Raw genomic sequence first — 14,948 nt, forward strand, 5'->3', positions numbered from 1 at the left:
TCGTATTTTACAAAGTTTAGGATGGTAATCCTCCTCTCACACTTTCGCTTTTTTTGTATATATCCATGCAGATATAAGATAGGACAGGATCAGAAGAACAAGGGAAATCGCCACAAGGATAATGATTGGTTGTAGTTCAATTAGATTGGAAAACCACGAAAAAATCGATTCGTGAAAAGTAATGAGATCATTTCTCAGCGTGATTGAGACAGCAAACACGCTAAAAACTAGTAGCCCCATTTGAATTACAAATGCTTTAGTAAAAGATGTTACCAGATAATAGATTGGCATAGATAACGATACAACAATGCAAATCGTAGTAAACAAAAGCGTTATACCTATGGCATCAATAGGTTGGGAGGTCAAATAGGGCAACCCCTTATAAGCAATGCTATCAACAAGCCAGACGTATAGAAGAAAGCCAATTAGAAATAAAAGCAATGACAGATACCTGCTTAATACGACGTGGTGAAGCTTTACAGGAAGGCTACTGATATATCGACTTACATTATTTCGATGATCAAAATAGAATAGATTAAAAAGAAAATGTATCATGATCACAAAGAAAAAGTAACTTTCTGTAAATTCCATCACATAAAATGCTGGGATTAATAGCAAACTAAATCCGTAATAGATACTATTAATATGGAAATCTTTTTTCATCAAATGTGCAATCATTCATGCCCCTCCCTTGTCAGGAAGTACATAATATCTTCCAGACTAGCTTTCTCCATCACTAAATCATCACCATAAGCACTAAAAACAGTAGGGTCTCCTTCAAAGAGTGCCGAAAATCCATGCTGGTTCATTTTTATCCCAGAAAAGAGGGTCTCTGTATCTGCATCAATCATTTCACGCTTCCCTTTCACAATATGGAACTGTTCCTGTATTTCCAGCATGCTTTTTTGAAAGATTATCGCGCCTTTATAGATGAAGACAATATAATCAGCTATTCGTTCAAGGTCTGTAGTAATATGAGTGGACAGGAATATCGTCTGGTTGTCACGCAACATAAGCTCCTGTAATTGATCAAGTAACTCCCTGCGAAATATTGGGTCAAGACCTGAGGTTGGTTCATCCATAATAATAAATTCAGGCTCATGGGCTAGCGCGAAAAGGAGCGAGCACTTCATTTTCATCCCTTTGGAAAAATGCTTTAATTTTTTCTTTAATGGTAAATCAAATTCTTTTAAATATTGTTGGAACAGCGCCTCATTCCAATTTTCATAAAGTGGGGCAATGAACGATTTCATTTTCTTAATGTTAAACTCCTCATACATATAGAGTTCATCATAGACAAATCCAATTCGCTGCTTCATTCGATGGTTTTTATTGCTTTCATTAAATAGTGTAATGTCTCCACTATCAGGAGGAAGGAGGTCCATCAGCATTTGAATAGTCGTTGTTTTGCCACTGCCATTTGGGCCAATAAAGCCGGTAACATACCCCTGAGGAATCGTTAAATTAATTGTATCCAGCGTAAAAGCTTTTCTCTTCTTTGTAACGTCATGAAACTCTACAGCATTCATGCATCTACTCTCCTTCATAGTAAATCTCCAACAGTTCGATTAAGTCAGCTTTAGAAAGTCCAAGCCGCTTTCCTTCCATCGTGAGTTTTTCCAGTTCATTCTCTAGCTCGCGAACCTGCCATTCCTTTAAAACATGGGGCTGTTGACCGGCAACAAATGTACCTTTGCCAACAGAGGATATAAGGTAGCCCTCATTTTCCAGATCCTCATACGCCCTTTTGGTTGTAATCACACTTACCTTCAAATCCTTGGCAAGCACACGCATGGAGGGGAGCGCATCGCCTTCCTTTAGCTCGCCCGAAAAAATATGCTGTTTAATCTGTTCCTTGATTTGCTGGAACAACGGCTCTTTACTCGTACTGGCAATTAGAATATTCATTTACAAAACCTCATTTTGTTATTGTATATATACATTATATACAATATATACACATTTAGTTCCTTTGTCAACTACTGTAGGAGAAGAGATGCCAGAATAAGTTAAGGAGACGCAAAGGGAGCAGTGATTGACGCAGGAATAGGGAAAAGTGGCGCTGTCGAAGGGAGAAGAGAAGCAGCAAAAGGGAAAGTGGCGCAATTGAAGCTAAAAGTGAATCGAAATCAACTGGAAGTGAAACGTCAGCGACATGAAGTGAAACCAGCCCACCCTAAAGTGAAACGTCAGCGGCATGAAGTGAAACTACACCACCCCAAAGTGAATCATCAGCAGCATGAAGTGAAACCAACCCGCTCCAAAGTGAAACGTTAGCCACACAAAGTGAAACCACACCACCCCAAACTGAATCGTCACCACCGCAAAGTAGAACCACTACCAACCTAATCTCCCGTCCTAAACGAACCAAATATGGTAAACTAGGAAAATACAAAAATTATAGTGGGGATGTCATCATGAGTTTATTTTTAAATGTTATTTTGCCAATTATGGCTGTTTTTGCGGCAGGGTATGTATTACAGCGAATTCGATTGCTTGATGTGAAATCTGTCTCAGCTGTGTCGCTTTATATCCTGTCACCGGCGCTTGTTTTCGTTTCATTGTACGATGCGTCGTTTGATCGTGATTTTTTAATTATTTTCATTTATATCTTTGTCCTATTTTTTATAATGGTTCTTCTAAATAAAATGGTAGCACGTGTATTTAAATGGTCACCCTCAGTGGAGAGTGCATCTATTCTAGCTACAGGATTTATGAACTCTGGTAACTATGGTTTGCCTGTTGTGCTCTTCAGTGTAGGACAGGAAGCAGTACCGTTTGCGATTTTTATTATGGTAGTACAGGCGCTGCAAAATAACTTCTTCGGCGTTTATTATGCTTCACGGAGTACGAGCGGAATGAAACGAGCGGTGGTAAACGTATTGAAAATGCCGACTACCTATGCAGCTGTCCTGGCCTTTGTCTTTCAGCAATTTAGCATTCCGGTTCCAGAAGCTGCTCATTCTACTCTCTCGATGGTGGGTGACGCAGCCATTCCCGTCATGATGGTGATGCTAGGAATGCAGCTAGCGTCCATTACAGGTCTAAAGCTTAATTGGCAGGTGCTGATATCGGCCGTCACATTAAAAATGATTGTCGCTCCTCTTATTGCTTTTGGATTTGTTGCCATTGTGGATATGGATCCGATAATTGCATCTGTCCTTATCATCATTTCGGCTATGCCAACAGCGGCTACCACCACGATGTACGCTATTGAGTTTGATACAGAGCCAGAACTTGTTTCCAGCATCACCTTTGCAGCAACGCTCGTCAGTATTGTAACAATTACATTACTCCTTAACATTGTTTCGTAATGTTTCTTACTGTGTAATACGGGGTAACCTATAGACAGGAGACAAAAAGAAACCAAGTGTTACACTGAAAGGATGAATTGTATGTTACGCACAATTTTAATGATTATCGGAGCAATCGTTGTTATAGGCTGGATCATCTCCATGCTGTAAAAAAACAGAAATCCCGGACGCCTATAGAGCGTTCGGGATTTTTTATTTTGTTTTGATTGTAGTAGGCGCCCTCCAAATGAAGTTTCGCTTTATAGAAAGATATTACATACACCAATGGTGATTAAAAGAACGGATGGGAGGAGAGACATTTGCTGCATTTGTTTATTTTTGGCCAAGTAAAGACCTAGTTTTATTCCGCTAAAGAGAAATACTCCACTCATACAGGCAACTAGAATGGCTGTAAAAACTGATGGATAGCCGAGCATAGATGCACCAATTCCTGCACCAAAGGCGTCCAAAGCCAGCGCCGCACCTAGTAATATGGCTTCTGTGGAGGAGATATTCCCAGATTTGTCTAAGTCAGCCTTATTTGGGTCAGTCAGAACCGTTGTAATCGCGTTGTGGTTTTGTTGCTGTGACTTTCCAGAGCGGACGTTATTATAAAAGGTAAGTGATCCGATCGCAATCAATATCCCACCACCAATGAACCTCGTTATATCTGGTGATAGGAGGGAGGTAATCCCAGTCCCGATTGTCATGGCCAGTAACACGATCCCACCTGAACAAAGCATAATAATACATAGAGCAACCGCAGGCACATGTATTTTTCGCATTCCATACGTAATCCCAACCCCAAAACCGTCAAGACTTACTGCGACAACTAAAAGTAATAAACCTGTATAGAAAAGCATACGACCAATTCCTTTACGCGTTCGTTGTATCCATAGCTTATGGAGAGGTGGCTTACTCTGTTCCTGTCCAACAAAGTGGCTCTGCAAGAACAATTGATTCTGTGGTAAAGTAGAAGGAGCGCTTTAACAAAAAGAGAGGATTTTTGTGTATGAGTAAAACGGTTGTATTAGCAGAAAAACCTTCTGTTGGCAGAGACATTGCCCGTGTACTGAATTGCAATCAAAAAGGCAATGGCTATATGGAAGGTTCAAAATATATTGTGACATGGGCACTGGGGCATTTGGTAACACTTGCCGACCCTGAAGTTTATGATGATAAATACAAAACATGGAAGCTCGATGACCTGCCGATGTTGCCAAAGCAGCTAAAGTTGGTTGTAATGAAAAAAACCGGAAAACAGTTCAATGCGGTAAAATCGGTTCTAAATCGAAATGATGTTTCTTCTGTGGTCATCGCTACCGATGCAGGAAGAGAAGGGGAGCTAGTAGCACGCTGGATCCTGGAAAAAGCACGGAACACCAAACCAGTGAAGCGTCTGTGGATTTCTTCTGTAACCGATAAAGCAATTCGGGATGGATTTAATCAATTGAAGCCTGGTGGGAAATTTGAAAATCTTTACCATGCAGCGGTAGCTCGTTCCGAAGCAGACTGGTACGTTGGGCTTAATGCTACACGTGCTTTGACCACAAAGTTCAATGCACAGCTGTCCAGTGGTCGAGTGCAGACACCGACACTTGCTATGATTGCGGCTAGAGAAAAGGAAATTAAAGACTTCAAGCCACGCAAGTTTTATGGAATTGTAGCAAAGACTGGCAAAGGATTTAAGCTTACATGGCAAGATGACAAAAATAATACCCGGATCTTCTCAGAAGAAAAAGCAGATGGCTTATATAAGCAATTAAAAAGCAAGTCGGCTAAAATTGTGCAGGTAGATAAAGCTTACAAGAAAAAACATGCGCCACAGTTGTATGATTTAACGGAGTTACAGCGTGATGCCAATCGAATTTTTGGCTTTTCCGGTAAGCAAACCTTATCCCTTATGCAACGTCTTTACGAGCGCCATAAGGTTCTAACTTATCCACGGACAGATTCCCGTGTTATTTCGACAGACATCGTGCCTACATTAAAGGTTCGCTTAAAGGCATGTGGGGTAGATGAGTATGCGAAGATTGCTGGAAAGCTGCAAAACAAGCAATTTAAGCTATCAAAATCTGTAGTTAATGATGAGAAAGTCTCCGATCACCATGCCATCATTCCAACCGAACAGCATGTAATTTTAGCTGATCTGGATGATAAAGAACGCAAGATTTATGATCTTGTAGTAAAACGCTTTTTGGCCGTTTTATCCGATCCATTTGAATACGAGCAGGTAACATTAGTTGCCACGATCGATGGTGAACGTTTTTCTGCAAGAGGGAAAACAGTGAAAAAACAAGGTTGGAAAGAAGTGTACAACAATCGTTTTGATGATGAGGATAGCCAAGATGAAGAAAAGTTGCCAGCAGTAGAAAAAGGCGATACCTTCGCTAATCTGCAGCTATCCCGTACACAGGGGGAAACGAAGCCACCAGAGCGTTTCACGGAAGGGGCGCTCCTACAAGCAATGGAAAACCCTGTTCGCTATATGCAGCCAGATGAGAAGCATCTTGCTGGAACGATTAATCAAACAGGTGGTCTAGGTACTGTTGCAACACGTGCTGATATCATTGAAAAACTATTTAACGGTATGTATATGGAGATGAAAGGAAAGCATATTTTCATTACATCTAAAGGGCGCCAATTGCTTGATTTGGTGCCAAATGACCTACAATCTCCTGCACTTACAGCAGAGTGGGAGCAGAAGCTTGGGTTGATAGCAGAAGGAAAGCTTAATAAAAATAAATTCATCGCTGAAATGAAGGATTATGCCAAAGATGTCGTACAGCAGATTAAAAACACGCAGGAAACGTTTAAGCATGACAATATGACAGGGACCAAATGTCCTGACTGCGGAAAATTAATGTTGGAAATCAAGAATAAAAACGGCAAAATGCTCGTCTGTCAGGATCGCTCCTGTGGACATAAGAAGAACATTGCCAAACAAACAAATGCCCGTTGTCCAAAATGCCATAAACGCTTAGAACTGCGCGGACAAGGAGAAGGCCAGATGTTTACGTGTAAATGTGGCCATAGAGAAAAACTGTCTACCTTTAATGAGCGGAAGCAAAAAGAGAAAAAGCATAAAGTCTCCAAAAAAGATGTTAATAAGTATCTGAAAAAGCAGGATGAAGGCTTTACCAATAATGCCCTGGCAGAGCAGTTGGCTAAGTTGAAGAAGAAGTAAGGAAGTTAAATTCGAAACATTAGTTATGTAAAAGTCTCGTTTCTTTCTAGTAAAGAGAGAAACGAGGCTTTTTTTAAAATAGGGAACAAGTAGCTGGGAAAACATGCAACAAAAAAAGAAGCGCCATTAGCGCTTCTTTTCTACATTTTATTTACTGGTTCATCTAGTACATGATGATCCGTTTCGTTAGAATTACTGGAATTTGATGAAGTATTAGTAGCTTTTGCTTCCTTCTTCACCTTTTTACCAGCATCCATTGCAGTGTTTCTTGCATCGTCAATATCAGACTTGGCATCCTTCACGCCTTCTTTTACATCTTTCGCTTGGTCACCAAGCTCTTTTGTTTCATCCACAATATTTTTAGCTGTTTCTTTTATTTCCTGGCCTTCATTAGCCCAAACATTTTGTACTTTCTCAAGTGCTTGCTGTGCGCTTGATAGTGTTTGTTTGGCATTTTCAACAAGAGACTGTTTAGTACCATTTGGATCTTCTTTAATTTTTTGAGTGTACGTTACAACAGAATCTTTCGCATTCATGGATGAATCTTTTACTTTTGTTCTTGTTTTTGGATTCAGAAGGATGAAAGAAATACCTGCTAAAGCTCCAGCACCTACTAGTAATCCAACTTTGTTATTCTTTGTTTTTTCCATTGTTCATCTCTCCTGCCTTTTATTTATTTAGTATACTAGTACCCTCACGATAGAAATGTAAACTACTAGAACCGTTTTTCTTCTATGACGTTGTGATCCTTGTCCATGATTTCTACCATGCTTGGTGTGTTTTCTTTCGCCATTTGCTCTGCGGCAGCAATGGCATCATCTTTTGCCTCGTATACATCTTCTGGTGCCACATTTTCTAACTTAACAAACCATCCTGACACATCTACATTCGGTACGACACTATATGTTTTCATTTTGACAAACTCCTTTATAATGATGATATGTAAGCTTTTCCCACTGCAAGGGTAAGTAAAACATGATAAAGGGGGCAATTTCTTGAATATACATGGATTTACGATAAAAGGTTCTCTGGATAAAGAGACACGTTGCACGCACTACCATGGTTCCGCAGACCGAATTGCAATTAAATTTTATTGCTGTCAGGAATATTATCCTTGTTATAAATGTCATGAGGAGTATGGTTGTGGAAAAAAAAAGGTATGGCCAAAGGAGAAATTTGGTCAAAAAGCCATTCTCTGCGGGTCTTGTGGTAAAGAGCTAAGTATTGATGACTATTTAAAATCAGGCTATGCTTGCCCTTCTTGCCACGCAGCTTTTAACCCAGGATGTGCACTTCATTACGAACTTTACTTCGAAAAATAACGGGAATTTGTTCTAAGCTGTTTACTTGCAATTGCCCTCTCATGTATCATAATAGAAGAGATACTAGCTATCTTTTACGTAATAAGGGAGGTAACTTAAATGGCATTCGTTATATTGGATCCATGCGGACCGGAGAAAGCAGCCGAATGTGTCAGTGTGTGTCCAGTTGATTGTATAGAGGAAGGTCCAGACCAGTTTTACATAGATCCAGATATTTGTATCGATTGTGGAGCATGTAAAGCCGTCTGCCCAGTAGATGCAATAGAAGAAGAATATGATATAACACCAGAACAAGAAGTATTCCTAGAAAAAGCAGAGAAATTCTTTGCGAATAAATAGATAGAAAAGCCGCGCCATCTATTGATGGAGCGGCTTTTTTTGAGCCTGTTGTAGTATAATTCCTGAAAAGTCGCGTGGCAATCCCGAAGAGTCTCGTAAGGTCGCGTGGCAATCCTAAAAAGTCGCGTGCCACCACCCGAAAGAGACCCAGCCTCCATCCCAAGAGACGCGCCACCACCCGAAAAAGGAGCAGCCCCCAAGCCAAGAGACACACCAATCCTAACCTACTTCACTATCTCCTCTAACGCAGCTTCTATATCTGTTGTCGGTTGCTGACAGGCAAAGTTTTCACAAATATATACAGTTGTTTTATTGCCAATTTGCCTATAATCTGCTGCAAATGGGGCAACCTGTACCAAGCGTTCCGCATCCTCAGCAACCAATAACGAGATATGAGGGAGGAAATGTTTGTCTAGTTCGTTGATCAGACGCTGCCTAGCTGGGTCGTTCTCCGCTCCAATAATTACAACTTCCTTCGTTATATTTTCAGTTAGCTGTAATGCTTGCAGGAAGAACGGTGCTGCAGAGGCTTGCCGAGTAATATCGGTGTAAAAGCTTTGGTACATTTCATCTACCTTATCAAGATAACGATTTTCCCCTGATAAATAACCGATTCTAACAAGCATTACAGCTGCGACACTATTTCCAGAAGGAAGTGCCCCATCGTAAATATCTTTATCTACAGCAATGAGTTCTTCACTATCATTTCCACTGAAAAAGAAGCCACCATTTTCCTTATCCCAGAATAATGCCAACATGTTATCAACTAGATCTCTCGCTTTTTCCAAGTATTCTAATGAGTAGGTTGCTTCATACAATTCAAGGTATGCCCAAGAAAGATAGGCATAATCATCAATATAAGCCTTGTATTTCGTCTCGCCATCACGATAGCGTGCCATTAGACGACCATCCACAATGAGTTTTTCTTCGATAAAAGCAACGGCCTCTTGGGCGTGGTGCAAATAATCATCTTGCTCAAAAACTTTCGAGGCTTTCGCTAGAGCGGCAATTACCATGGCATTCCATGAGGTTAAGACCTTATCATCGACATGTGGGTAGACACGTTTTTCCCTTACCTCTAACAGTGTCTGACGGGATTCCTCTATCTGCTTGCTTAACAGCGCAGGCTTGATGCCTCTTTTTGCTGCTTCTATTCCTATGTCTTTGCCAATGAGGTTCGGAATATTTTTCCCTTCAAAATTGCCTTGAGGGGAAATGGAGTAGATATCTGCAAATAAAGAACCTGCTTCATCTCCTAGAACGGATATTATCTTGTCATAATCCCAAACATAGTACTTTCCCTCCACACCTTCAGAATCGGCATCAATTGCCGAATAATAGGCTCCATCTGGTCCTTTCATTTCCCGCTGTAAAAAGGTGATGATTTCTGTAGCTATTTTTTTAAAATGTTCATCCTTTGTAAGTAAAAATCCTTCTGTATATGCAATTAACAGTAAAGCATTGTCATAAAGCATTTTTTCGAAATGAGGGACAAGCCATTCTTCATCTGTAGCATATCTCGCAAAACCAAATCCAATATGATCATACATGCCGCCTTCAGCCATAGAGTAAAGGGTTTTCTTCGCCATATCGAATGCAGTATTGTTCCCATTTGTTTGATAGTGTCTGTGTAAAAAGGTAAGTACATGTGGCATTGGAAACTTTGGAGCATCACCAAATCCCCCGTAGGTAAGATCAAACTGGCCGGAAAGTTGGTCGAACGCCTCCTGACAGCTTTTCTCCGTAAGTCTCGATTCACTTTTGGCCATGACGGTTCGCTTTAGTGCTGCACGCACGCTTTCCGTAACCTCCGAAATATGGGCAGGATCGTTTTCATATTTTCTGTGCAGCTGTGTCAACATTTCCATTACCCCAGGCATTCCGTATTTACTTTCTTTTGGAAAGTACGTGCCTGCATAAAAGGGGATTTGATCTGGCGTCATGATAATGGTTAATGGCCAGCCACCATGTCCTGTCATCATTTGACACACCTTCATATAAATCGAGTCGACATCAGGGCGTTCCTCTCTGTCCACCTTTACTGAGACGTAATGCTTATTTAGCAGCTCTGCAACCTGTTTATCTTCAAAAGATTCATGTGCCATAACATGACACCAATGACAAGTACTGTACCCAATAGACAAGAAGATCGGCTTTTCTTCTCGCTTTGCTTTATCAAACGCCTTTTCTCCCCATGGAAGCCAATCCACAGGATTATATGCATGCTGGAGTAGGTATGGAGATTTTTCATTTATTAATCCGTTCGGTTTTTGGTTTGATGTCATAGGATGATCACCTTCTATTCGTAAAATGTTATATGTTACTTTACCACAAAACACCAATTCCATACCAAATAGGAAAGCATCATTCCCCCTTGAACTTGACGTTAACGTTAAAGGTAAACTAAAATTATTGGAAAATTGAAAGAAAAGGTGATGACATGTCTCAATCGGAAATGTACTCCATTTCGGAGCTCGCCAGGCATTTTGAGATTACAACACGAACAATTCGTTATTATGAAGAGATTGGTTTACTGAACCCACATCGCTCGGAAGGTGGCCAGCGATTATTTTCCAAAAAAGAGAAAGCGCGTCTTCAACTCGTTTTCCGTGGAAAGAAATATGGTTTTTCCTTAGATGAGATAAGAGACATGATCCAGCTTTTTGATCAGGATCCAAGTGGTCGTCAGCAGCTTGAACGCACGATACTATACGGAAAAGAAAAAATAGAGGAGGTGAGCAGCAGAATAGAAGATTTAGTTCAGATTCGTTCAGAGATGGAGCAATATATCGTTGATTTTCAGGAAAAATTATCCGAATTGGAGTGTGACAAAGATGAATATGCCTGACCTATTAGCCCATCAGTCAAGAAAATATCCAACCAAAGAAGCCATCATAACACCGACAGAAAGCGTCACCTATGAGACATGGAACAACAAGGTGAATCTATTGGCGCATGCCCTCCTAAAACTAGGGATTGAGCGAGGCGATAAAGTAATCCTGCATATGCCAAATACAAAAGAATTCCTCTATACTTACTTTGCGGTCCAACGTCTTGGAGGGATTATTGTGCCAGTTAATGCCAAGCTTGTTGCAAACGAATTAACCTACATCTTATCCCACAGTGAGGCAAAGGCGTTTATCACCCATGAGTTCATTTTTCAGCAAGTGGAGCAGTTAGCAAATGATAATGCTTTGCTTTTTATCAAAACAGGGAAACCAACTTCAACTTGGTATAGCCTTGAGCAAATAATGGATAATGCTCCGGAGGAAGACATCTTATCTGACCTAAACGAAGTTGATGAAGCAAGTATTCTATACACCTCTGGTACAACAGGAGATCCAAAGGGCGTCTTGTTCACGTATCGGAATATCTTAACTGTTGCCCGCATGATTTGTATTGAGATGACAATGAAACCTGAAAGCAGGGTACTTCATATCATGCCTCTCAGCCATTCAGCTCCATTGCACTTATTCATGGCAGCGGCTTTAAATGTGGGTGCTACACATGTCGTCGTGCCAACCTTTACACCGGAATTATTACTTTCAACCGTTGAAAAGGAGAAAATTACGCATTTCTTTGGTGCTCCTATTGCTTACCTAGCCAGCACCAAACATCCTAAATTACAAGACTATGATCTAAGTTCCATGGAATATTGGGTATATGGAGGTGCGCCACTTTCCCAGCAGGAGGTCTCGTTTATTAAGCAACAATTTTCAACAGACAATCTAGCCTGTGTTTACGGATTAACGGAAGCGGGACCAAGTGGAACACTGCTTCGCTCAGAAGAACATGACAACAAGGCAGGAAGTATTGGAAGCCGTGCAGCTTTACATTGTGAACTAAGGCTTGTAGATGAAAATGGAAATGATGTGGAACAGGGAGAGATTGGGGAAATTATCCTTCGTGGGGAAGGAAATATGAAAGGCTATTACAAAAATCCTGAAGAAACAGCAAACGTTTTAAAAGGAGAATGGTTGTACACGGGGGACATGGCAAAGGAGGATGAGGACGGTTATTTCTGGGTAGTAGATCGAAAGAAAGATATCATTATTTCTGGTGGAGTTAATATCTTCCCACAGGAAATAGAGAAATTAATCATTACACATCCAGCCATACAAGAGGTTGCTGTAGTGGGATTGCCAAACCCAAATTGGGGTGAGACAGTTAAGGCATTTATCGTAGCAGATAAGCCGATCAGCGAGCCATTGAAAGAGATCGCAAGTTTTCTAGAAGGAAAACTCGCAGACTATAAAATTCCAAAGCTATGCGAACAATTGGAAGCGCTTCCCAGAAACGCAACTGGAAAACTGCAAAAAAACCAATTGAGGCAGCGCGTACAACAGTAGAAAAGAGGAGGTATCATGTTGAAAAATTTTTATCAAGGCGATGCTAACTTAAAGCAGATTTTACAGGAACAGCTTCCCGAGGCATTTGGGGAATGGGCGGACAAGGAGCTTGAAATATTTGGCGAACTTTGCGCTGGGCCGATAGATGAACGTGCTGTGCATACAGATCGGGAGGGGCAACCAACGTTAATTCGCTATGACAAAATGGGAGAGGAAATATCCGAAGTCTGGTTAAATGAAGGATATCGTCAAACAGTAGAAGAAACCTATAATACGGGGATTGTCGCTTATGTGCACAAAGAAATACCAGCATTAAAGCGAAAGGGCAATTATATGTATGCTTTTGCCCAAGCTTATTTATTGTCACATGCGGAAGCTGGGTTTTATTGTCCTGTCACCCTGTCCCAAGCAACTGCCTACCTGATAGACCATTATGCTTCAGAAGAATTGCAGCAAACATATCTGCCACATGTACTTTCAACTGGGGAAGTAGAACTTTACGAAGGGGCTACTTTTCTAACAGAGCGACAGGGAGGATCAGATGTTGGCGCAAATGAGGTAAAAGCTGTGCCGAATGGAAAGAGCTTCCGCATTAGTGGTGAAAAATATTTTGCCAGTAATGCCGGTGCCTGTGGGGTGGCAATGGTACTTGCTAGAATGGAAGGAGCACCAGAAGGTACTAAAGGACTTAGTCTGTTCTTAGTTCCATGGGAAGAGAACCGCAAAGAAGGTCTCCTACGTATTCGCAGGCTGAAAGATAAGCTCGGTGTGCGGGCAGTTCCGTCGGCTGAAGTGGAATTTTCTGGTGCACGAGGTTTCCTTGTAGGTGAGCCAAACAAGGGGTTGGGATACATGATGGAGGCGCTTAATTTGTCACGTGTAGCGAATGCCGTCGCCTCGCTTGGGATTATGAAACGAGCTTATCTTGAGGCCAGAAACTATGCAAGGAATCGTCCGGCATTTGGCAATCCCTTAACCCATTATCCAATGGTACAGGACACATTAAGTAAAATGGCTGCAAAGCAAGAAGTGGAACTAAATACGCTGTTTTACGTGATACAGCTGATGGATAAGGTGATGGGGAAGCAAGCAAAGCATGAAGCAACTGAAGAAGAGCAACTCCTCTTTCGACTTTATGTGGCCATCATAAAAAAGGAAACTGCTGAGCAGGCGATCCATTTTGCACATGAAGCCATTGAAATGCATGGGGGGAATGGCTATATCGAAGATTTTGTTACCCCTAGGCTATTGCGCGACGCCCAAGTCCTTACCGTTTGGGAAGGAACGGCTAATATTCTTGGACTAGAAGTTGTTCGCCTCATTGAAAAATTTCACGTGGACACTATTTTTGCAGAGGAAATAGCGAGAAGACTTACCAACATAAAGAAAAAATCAGTTTTGACAGAGTGGGTTAGGCGCCTTGACGAAGAGCTGTCCATATTAAACCAGCAAATTAGCGAAATAAGATCTTCGGAAAAGCAAGAGCTTAAAACATATTACAGTAAGGACATCGCCCATAAATTTGCCATTCTTCTAGAAAGTGTCATTGCGACGGAGACAGCTGTTAAGAGAGGAAGTAGAGATGAGGCTGTCGCAGAAGTTTACTTGCAGCACACCTGGAATAAGGATGAGATGGAAGCAGACCCTGTTACTTTAAAATATTTTCAAATTATTTGTGGGTAAACAAAACCCGTTACAGGCTGGGAGCTTGTAGCGGGTTAACATGAGGCGCTATTGTAGATTGTTTTTTTGTTGTGGGTCATTATAAGTGGAATTGATTCTTAAATCGCGCAAACTCTCGTTCATTACGAGCGGCTTTTTCCCAAATATGTTCTTGGTCTGCCTCGATGGATTTTAGCTTGTCCATTACTTCAGTATGTTGCTCTTTGCTTTCTTTTTTCATTGCGGTGATCTCTTTCCACATGGTAGCTTGATCTGACTTCATAGCAGTTTGCACATCTTTTAAAGTGGTTAGCTCCTCTTTCATAGTAGCCTGATCAGTTTTCATAGCAGTTTGTTCTTCCATAACATTACCTAGCATTGTAATAATTTGAGATAGAGTCTGCTCCATCCGATCAAATCGTTCCTCACTCAACCTAATCACCTCCTTGTCCTACTCATTATAACGTAACATCTATAAGGTTTCTACAGGGGAAATTTCTCCCACTTTGAAGTCTGTATGTCTCAATCAAAGGGGGTTCACTTTACTCTTCTGCCGTTACCGCAATTTTACTGGCGATCCAACGTTTTGCAGTCGCTTCATCAATTTCATATATTTTCCCTGCACGGAGCAAATCCCCATGGTATGCTGTTTGTACATTCATTTTTACCTTCATTTTATTCTCCTCCAATTCATTGCATAAACCAAGTATACAGGAAATAAGTCTATAAAAAAATAAGTGGCTCCTGAAAAGGAGTCACTTTAGTAGAATAATAACACGGGCATAGTAGATGTATT

The 14,948-nt window shown here is 41.0% G+C and carries 17 protein-coding genes; 8 read left to right on the forward strand and 9 right to left on the reverse strand.

From position 1 onward, the window contains the following. Positions 1–36 precede the first annotated feature (36 nt). Genes AC6CHS_RS10865 through AC6CHS_RS10875 form a run of 3 tightly spaced genes read right to left on the reverse strand, consistent with a single transcriptional unit; the run spans position 37 to position 1,908 of the window. Complete coding sequence (locus tag AC6CHS_RS10865; RefSeq protein WP_498236010.1) at positions 37–678, reverse strand: ABC-2 transporter permease; 642 nt, start codon at positions 676–678, stop codon at positions 37–39. After that, the gene (locus tag AC6CHS_RS10870) at positions 675–1,529 is read right to left on the reverse strand and encodes an ABC transporter ATP-binding protein (RefSeq protein ID WP_498236011.1); all 855 of its coding nucleotides are present in this window, start codon (positions 1,527–1,529) and stop codon (positions 675–677) included. The genes AC6CHS_RS10865 and AC6CHS_RS10870 overlap by 4 nt, the downstream gene beginning before the upstream one ends. A gap of 4 nt (positions 1,530–1,533) precedes the next feature. Further along, a complete protein-coding gene (locus tag AC6CHS_RS10875) occupies positions 1,534–1,908 on the reverse strand; it encodes a GntR family transcriptional regulator (protein WP_498236012.1) in 375 nt (124 codons plus the stop codon). 123 nt (positions 1,909–2,031) lie between these two features. Between AC6CHS_RS10875 and AC6CHS_RS10880 the strand changes: the two genes are divergently transcribed. Together AC6CHS_RS10880 and AC6CHS_RS10885 are read left to right on the forward strand one after the other, a co-directional pair. Beyond that, complete coding sequence (locus AC6CHS_RS10880) at positions 2,032–2,277, forward strand: hypothetical protein (protein WP_498236013.1); 246 nt, start codon at positions 2,032–2,034, stop codon at positions 2,275–2,277. A 140-nt stretch (positions 2,278–2,417) separates the two neighbouring features. Then, the gene (locus AC6CHS_RS10885; protein WP_498236014.1) at positions 2,418–3,314 is read left to right on the forward strand and encodes an AEC family transporter; all 897 of its coding nucleotides are present in this window, start codon (positions 2,418–2,420) and stop codon (positions 3,312–3,314) included. 239 nt (positions 3,315–3,553) lie between these two features. On the opposite strand, the gene ytaF is transcribed toward AC6CHS_RS10885, so the two are convergent. Further along, positions 3,554–4,156: a sporulation membrane protein YtaF gene (gene ytaF / locus AC6CHS_RS10890; RefSeq protein WP_498236015.1), complete on the reverse strand. Its 603-nt coding sequence runs from the start codon at positions 4,154–4,156 to the stop codon at positions 3,554–3,556. 149 nt (positions 4,157–4,305) lie between these two features. Between ytaF and AC6CHS_RS10895 the strand changes: the two genes are divergently transcribed. Further along, positions 4,306–6,480, forward strand: coding sequence for a DNA topoisomerase III (locus AC6CHS_RS10895; RefSeq protein ID WP_498236016.1), 2,175 nt, complete (start codon positions 4,306–4,308; stop codon positions 6,478–6,480). 140 nt (positions 6,481–6,620) lie between these two features. Here the strand turns inward: AC6CHS_RS10895 and AC6CHS_RS10900 are convergent, their stop codons facing one another. Beyond that, entirely contained in the window at positions 6,621–7,130 is a 510-nt protein-coding gene (locus tag AC6CHS_RS10900; RefSeq protein ID WP_498236017.1) for a hypothetical protein, read from the reverse strand. Positions 7,131–7,195: 65 nt separating this feature from the next. Beyond that, a complete protein-coding gene (locus AC6CHS_RS10905) occupies positions 7,196–7,393 on the reverse strand; it encodes a DUF2188 domain-containing protein (RefSeq protein WP_119577381.1) in 198 nt (65 codons plus the stop codon). 82 nt (positions 7,394–7,475) lie between these two features. Between AC6CHS_RS10905 and AC6CHS_RS10910 the strand changes: the two genes are divergently transcribed. After that, complete coding sequence (locus tag AC6CHS_RS10910; protein ID WP_498236018.1) at positions 7,476–7,802, forward strand: CHY zinc finger protein; 327 nt, start codon at positions 7,476–7,478, stop codon at positions 7,800–7,802. 99 nt (positions 7,803–7,901) lie between these two features. Continuing rightward, a complete protein-coding gene (locus tag AC6CHS_RS10915; RefSeq protein ID WP_036575320.1) occupies positions 7,902–8,141 on the forward strand; it encodes a ferredoxin family protein in 240 nt (79 codons plus the stop codon). 224 nt (positions 8,142–8,365) lie between these two features. Here the strand turns inward: AC6CHS_RS10915 and AC6CHS_RS10920 are convergent, their stop codons facing one another. Further along, a complete protein-coding gene (locus AC6CHS_RS10920) occupies positions 8,366–10,426 on the reverse strand; it encodes a thioredoxin domain-containing protein (RefSeq protein WP_498236019.1) in 2,061 nt (686 codons plus the stop codon). A 155-nt stretch (positions 10,427–10,581) separates the two neighbouring features. Here AC6CHS_RS10920 and AC6CHS_RS10925 point away from each other — a divergent pair, with 155 nt between their 5' ends. Genes AC6CHS_RS10925 through AC6CHS_RS10935 form a run of 3 tightly spaced genes read left to right on the forward strand, consistent with a single transcriptional unit; the run spans position 10,582 to position 14,173 of the window. Then, complete coding sequence (locus AC6CHS_RS10925; protein ID WP_498236020.1) at positions 10,582–10,989, forward strand: MerR family transcriptional regulator; 408 nt, start codon at positions 10,582–10,584, stop codon at positions 10,987–10,989. Next, complete coding sequence (locus AC6CHS_RS10930; protein WP_498236021.1) at positions 10,976–12,490, forward strand: class I adenylate-forming enzyme family protein; 1,515 nt, start codon at positions 10,976–10,978, stop codon at positions 12,488–12,490. The genes AC6CHS_RS10925 and AC6CHS_RS10930 overlap by 14 nt, the downstream gene beginning before the upstream one ends. A 15-nt stretch (positions 12,491–12,505) precedes the next feature. Beyond that, complete coding sequence (locus tag AC6CHS_RS10935) at positions 12,506–14,173, forward strand: acyl-CoA dehydrogenase family protein (RefSeq protein WP_498236022.1); 1,668 nt, start codon at positions 12,506–12,508, stop codon at positions 14,171–14,173. A 79-nt stretch (positions 14,174–14,252) separates the two neighbouring features. Here the strand turns inward: AC6CHS_RS10935 and AC6CHS_RS10940 are convergent, their stop codons facing one another. Beyond that, the gene (locus AC6CHS_RS10940; protein ID WP_498236023.1) at positions 14,253–14,585 is read right to left on the reverse strand and encodes a hypothetical protein; all 333 of its coding nucleotides are present in this window, start codon (positions 14,583–14,585) and stop codon (positions 14,253–14,255) included. 109 nt (positions 14,586–14,694) lie between these two features. Further along, positions 14,695–14,826, reverse strand: a complete 132-nt coding sequence (locus AC6CHS_RS10945; RefSeq protein WP_498236024.1) for a hypothetical protein — start codon at positions 14,824–14,826, stop codon at positions 14,695–14,697. Positions 14,827–14,948 lie beyond the last annotated feature (122 nt).

It is taken from the genome of Oceanobacillus sp. GQ8, assembly GCF_059758495.1.

Bases quoted from the DNA above. Each gene is read 5' to 3' on its own strand.
- AC6CHS_RS10925 (WP_498236020.1), top strand. From the start codon at position 10,582: ATGTCTCAATCGGAAATGTACTCCATTTCGGAGCTCGCCAGGCATTTT.
- AC6CHS_RS10865 (WP_498236010.1), bottom strand. From the start codon at position 678: ATGATTGCACATTTGATGAAAAAAGATTTCCATATTAATAGTATCTAT.
- AC6CHS_RS10875 (WP_498236012.1), bottom strand. From the start codon at position 1,908: ATGAATATTCTAATTGCCAGTACGAGTAAAGAGCCGTTGTTCCAGCAA.
- AC6CHS_RS10870 (WP_498236011.1), bottom strand. From the start codon at position 1,529: ATGAATGCTGTAGAGTTTCATGACGTTACAAAGAAGAGAAAAGCTTTT.
- AC6CHS_RS10915 (WP_036575320.1), top strand. From the start codon at position 7,902: ATGGCATTCGTTATATTGGATCCATGCGGACCGGAGAAAGCAGCCGAA.
- AC6CHS_RS10945 (WP_498236024.1), bottom strand. From the start codon at position 14,826: ATGAAGGTAAAAATGAATGTACAAACAGCATACCATGGGGATTTGCTC.
- AC6CHS_RS10895 (WP_498236016.1), top strand. From the start codon at position 4,306: ATGAGTAAAACGGTTGTATTAGCAGAAAAACCTTCTGTTGGCAGAGAC.
- AC6CHS_RS10900 (WP_498236017.1), bottom strand. From the start codon at position 7,130: ATGGAAAAAACAAAGAATAACAAAGTTGGATTACTAGTAGGTGCTGGA.
- ytaF (WP_498236015.1), bottom strand. From the start codon at position 4,156: ATGCTTTTCTATACAGGTTTATTACTTTTAGTTGTCGCAGTAAGTCTT.
- AC6CHS_RS10935 (WP_498236022.1), top strand. From the start codon at position 12,506: ATGTTGAAAAATTTTTATCAAGGCGATGCTAACTTAAAGCAGATTTTA.
- AC6CHS_RS10930 (WP_498236021.1), top strand. From the start codon at position 10,976: ATGAATATGCCTGACCTATTAGCCCATCAGTCAAGAAAATATCCAACC.
- AC6CHS_RS10905 (WP_119577381.1), bottom strand. From the start codon at position 7,393: ATGAAAACATATAGTGTCGTACCGAATGTAGATGTGTCAGGATGGTTT.
- AC6CHS_RS10920 (WP_498236019.1), bottom strand. From the start codon at position 10,426: ATGACATCAAACCAAAAACCGAACGGATTAATAAATGAAAAATCTCCA.
- AC6CHS_RS10885 (WP_498236014.1), top strand. From the start codon at position 2,418: ATGAGTTTATTTTTAAATGTTATTTTGCCAATTATGGCTGTTTTTGCG.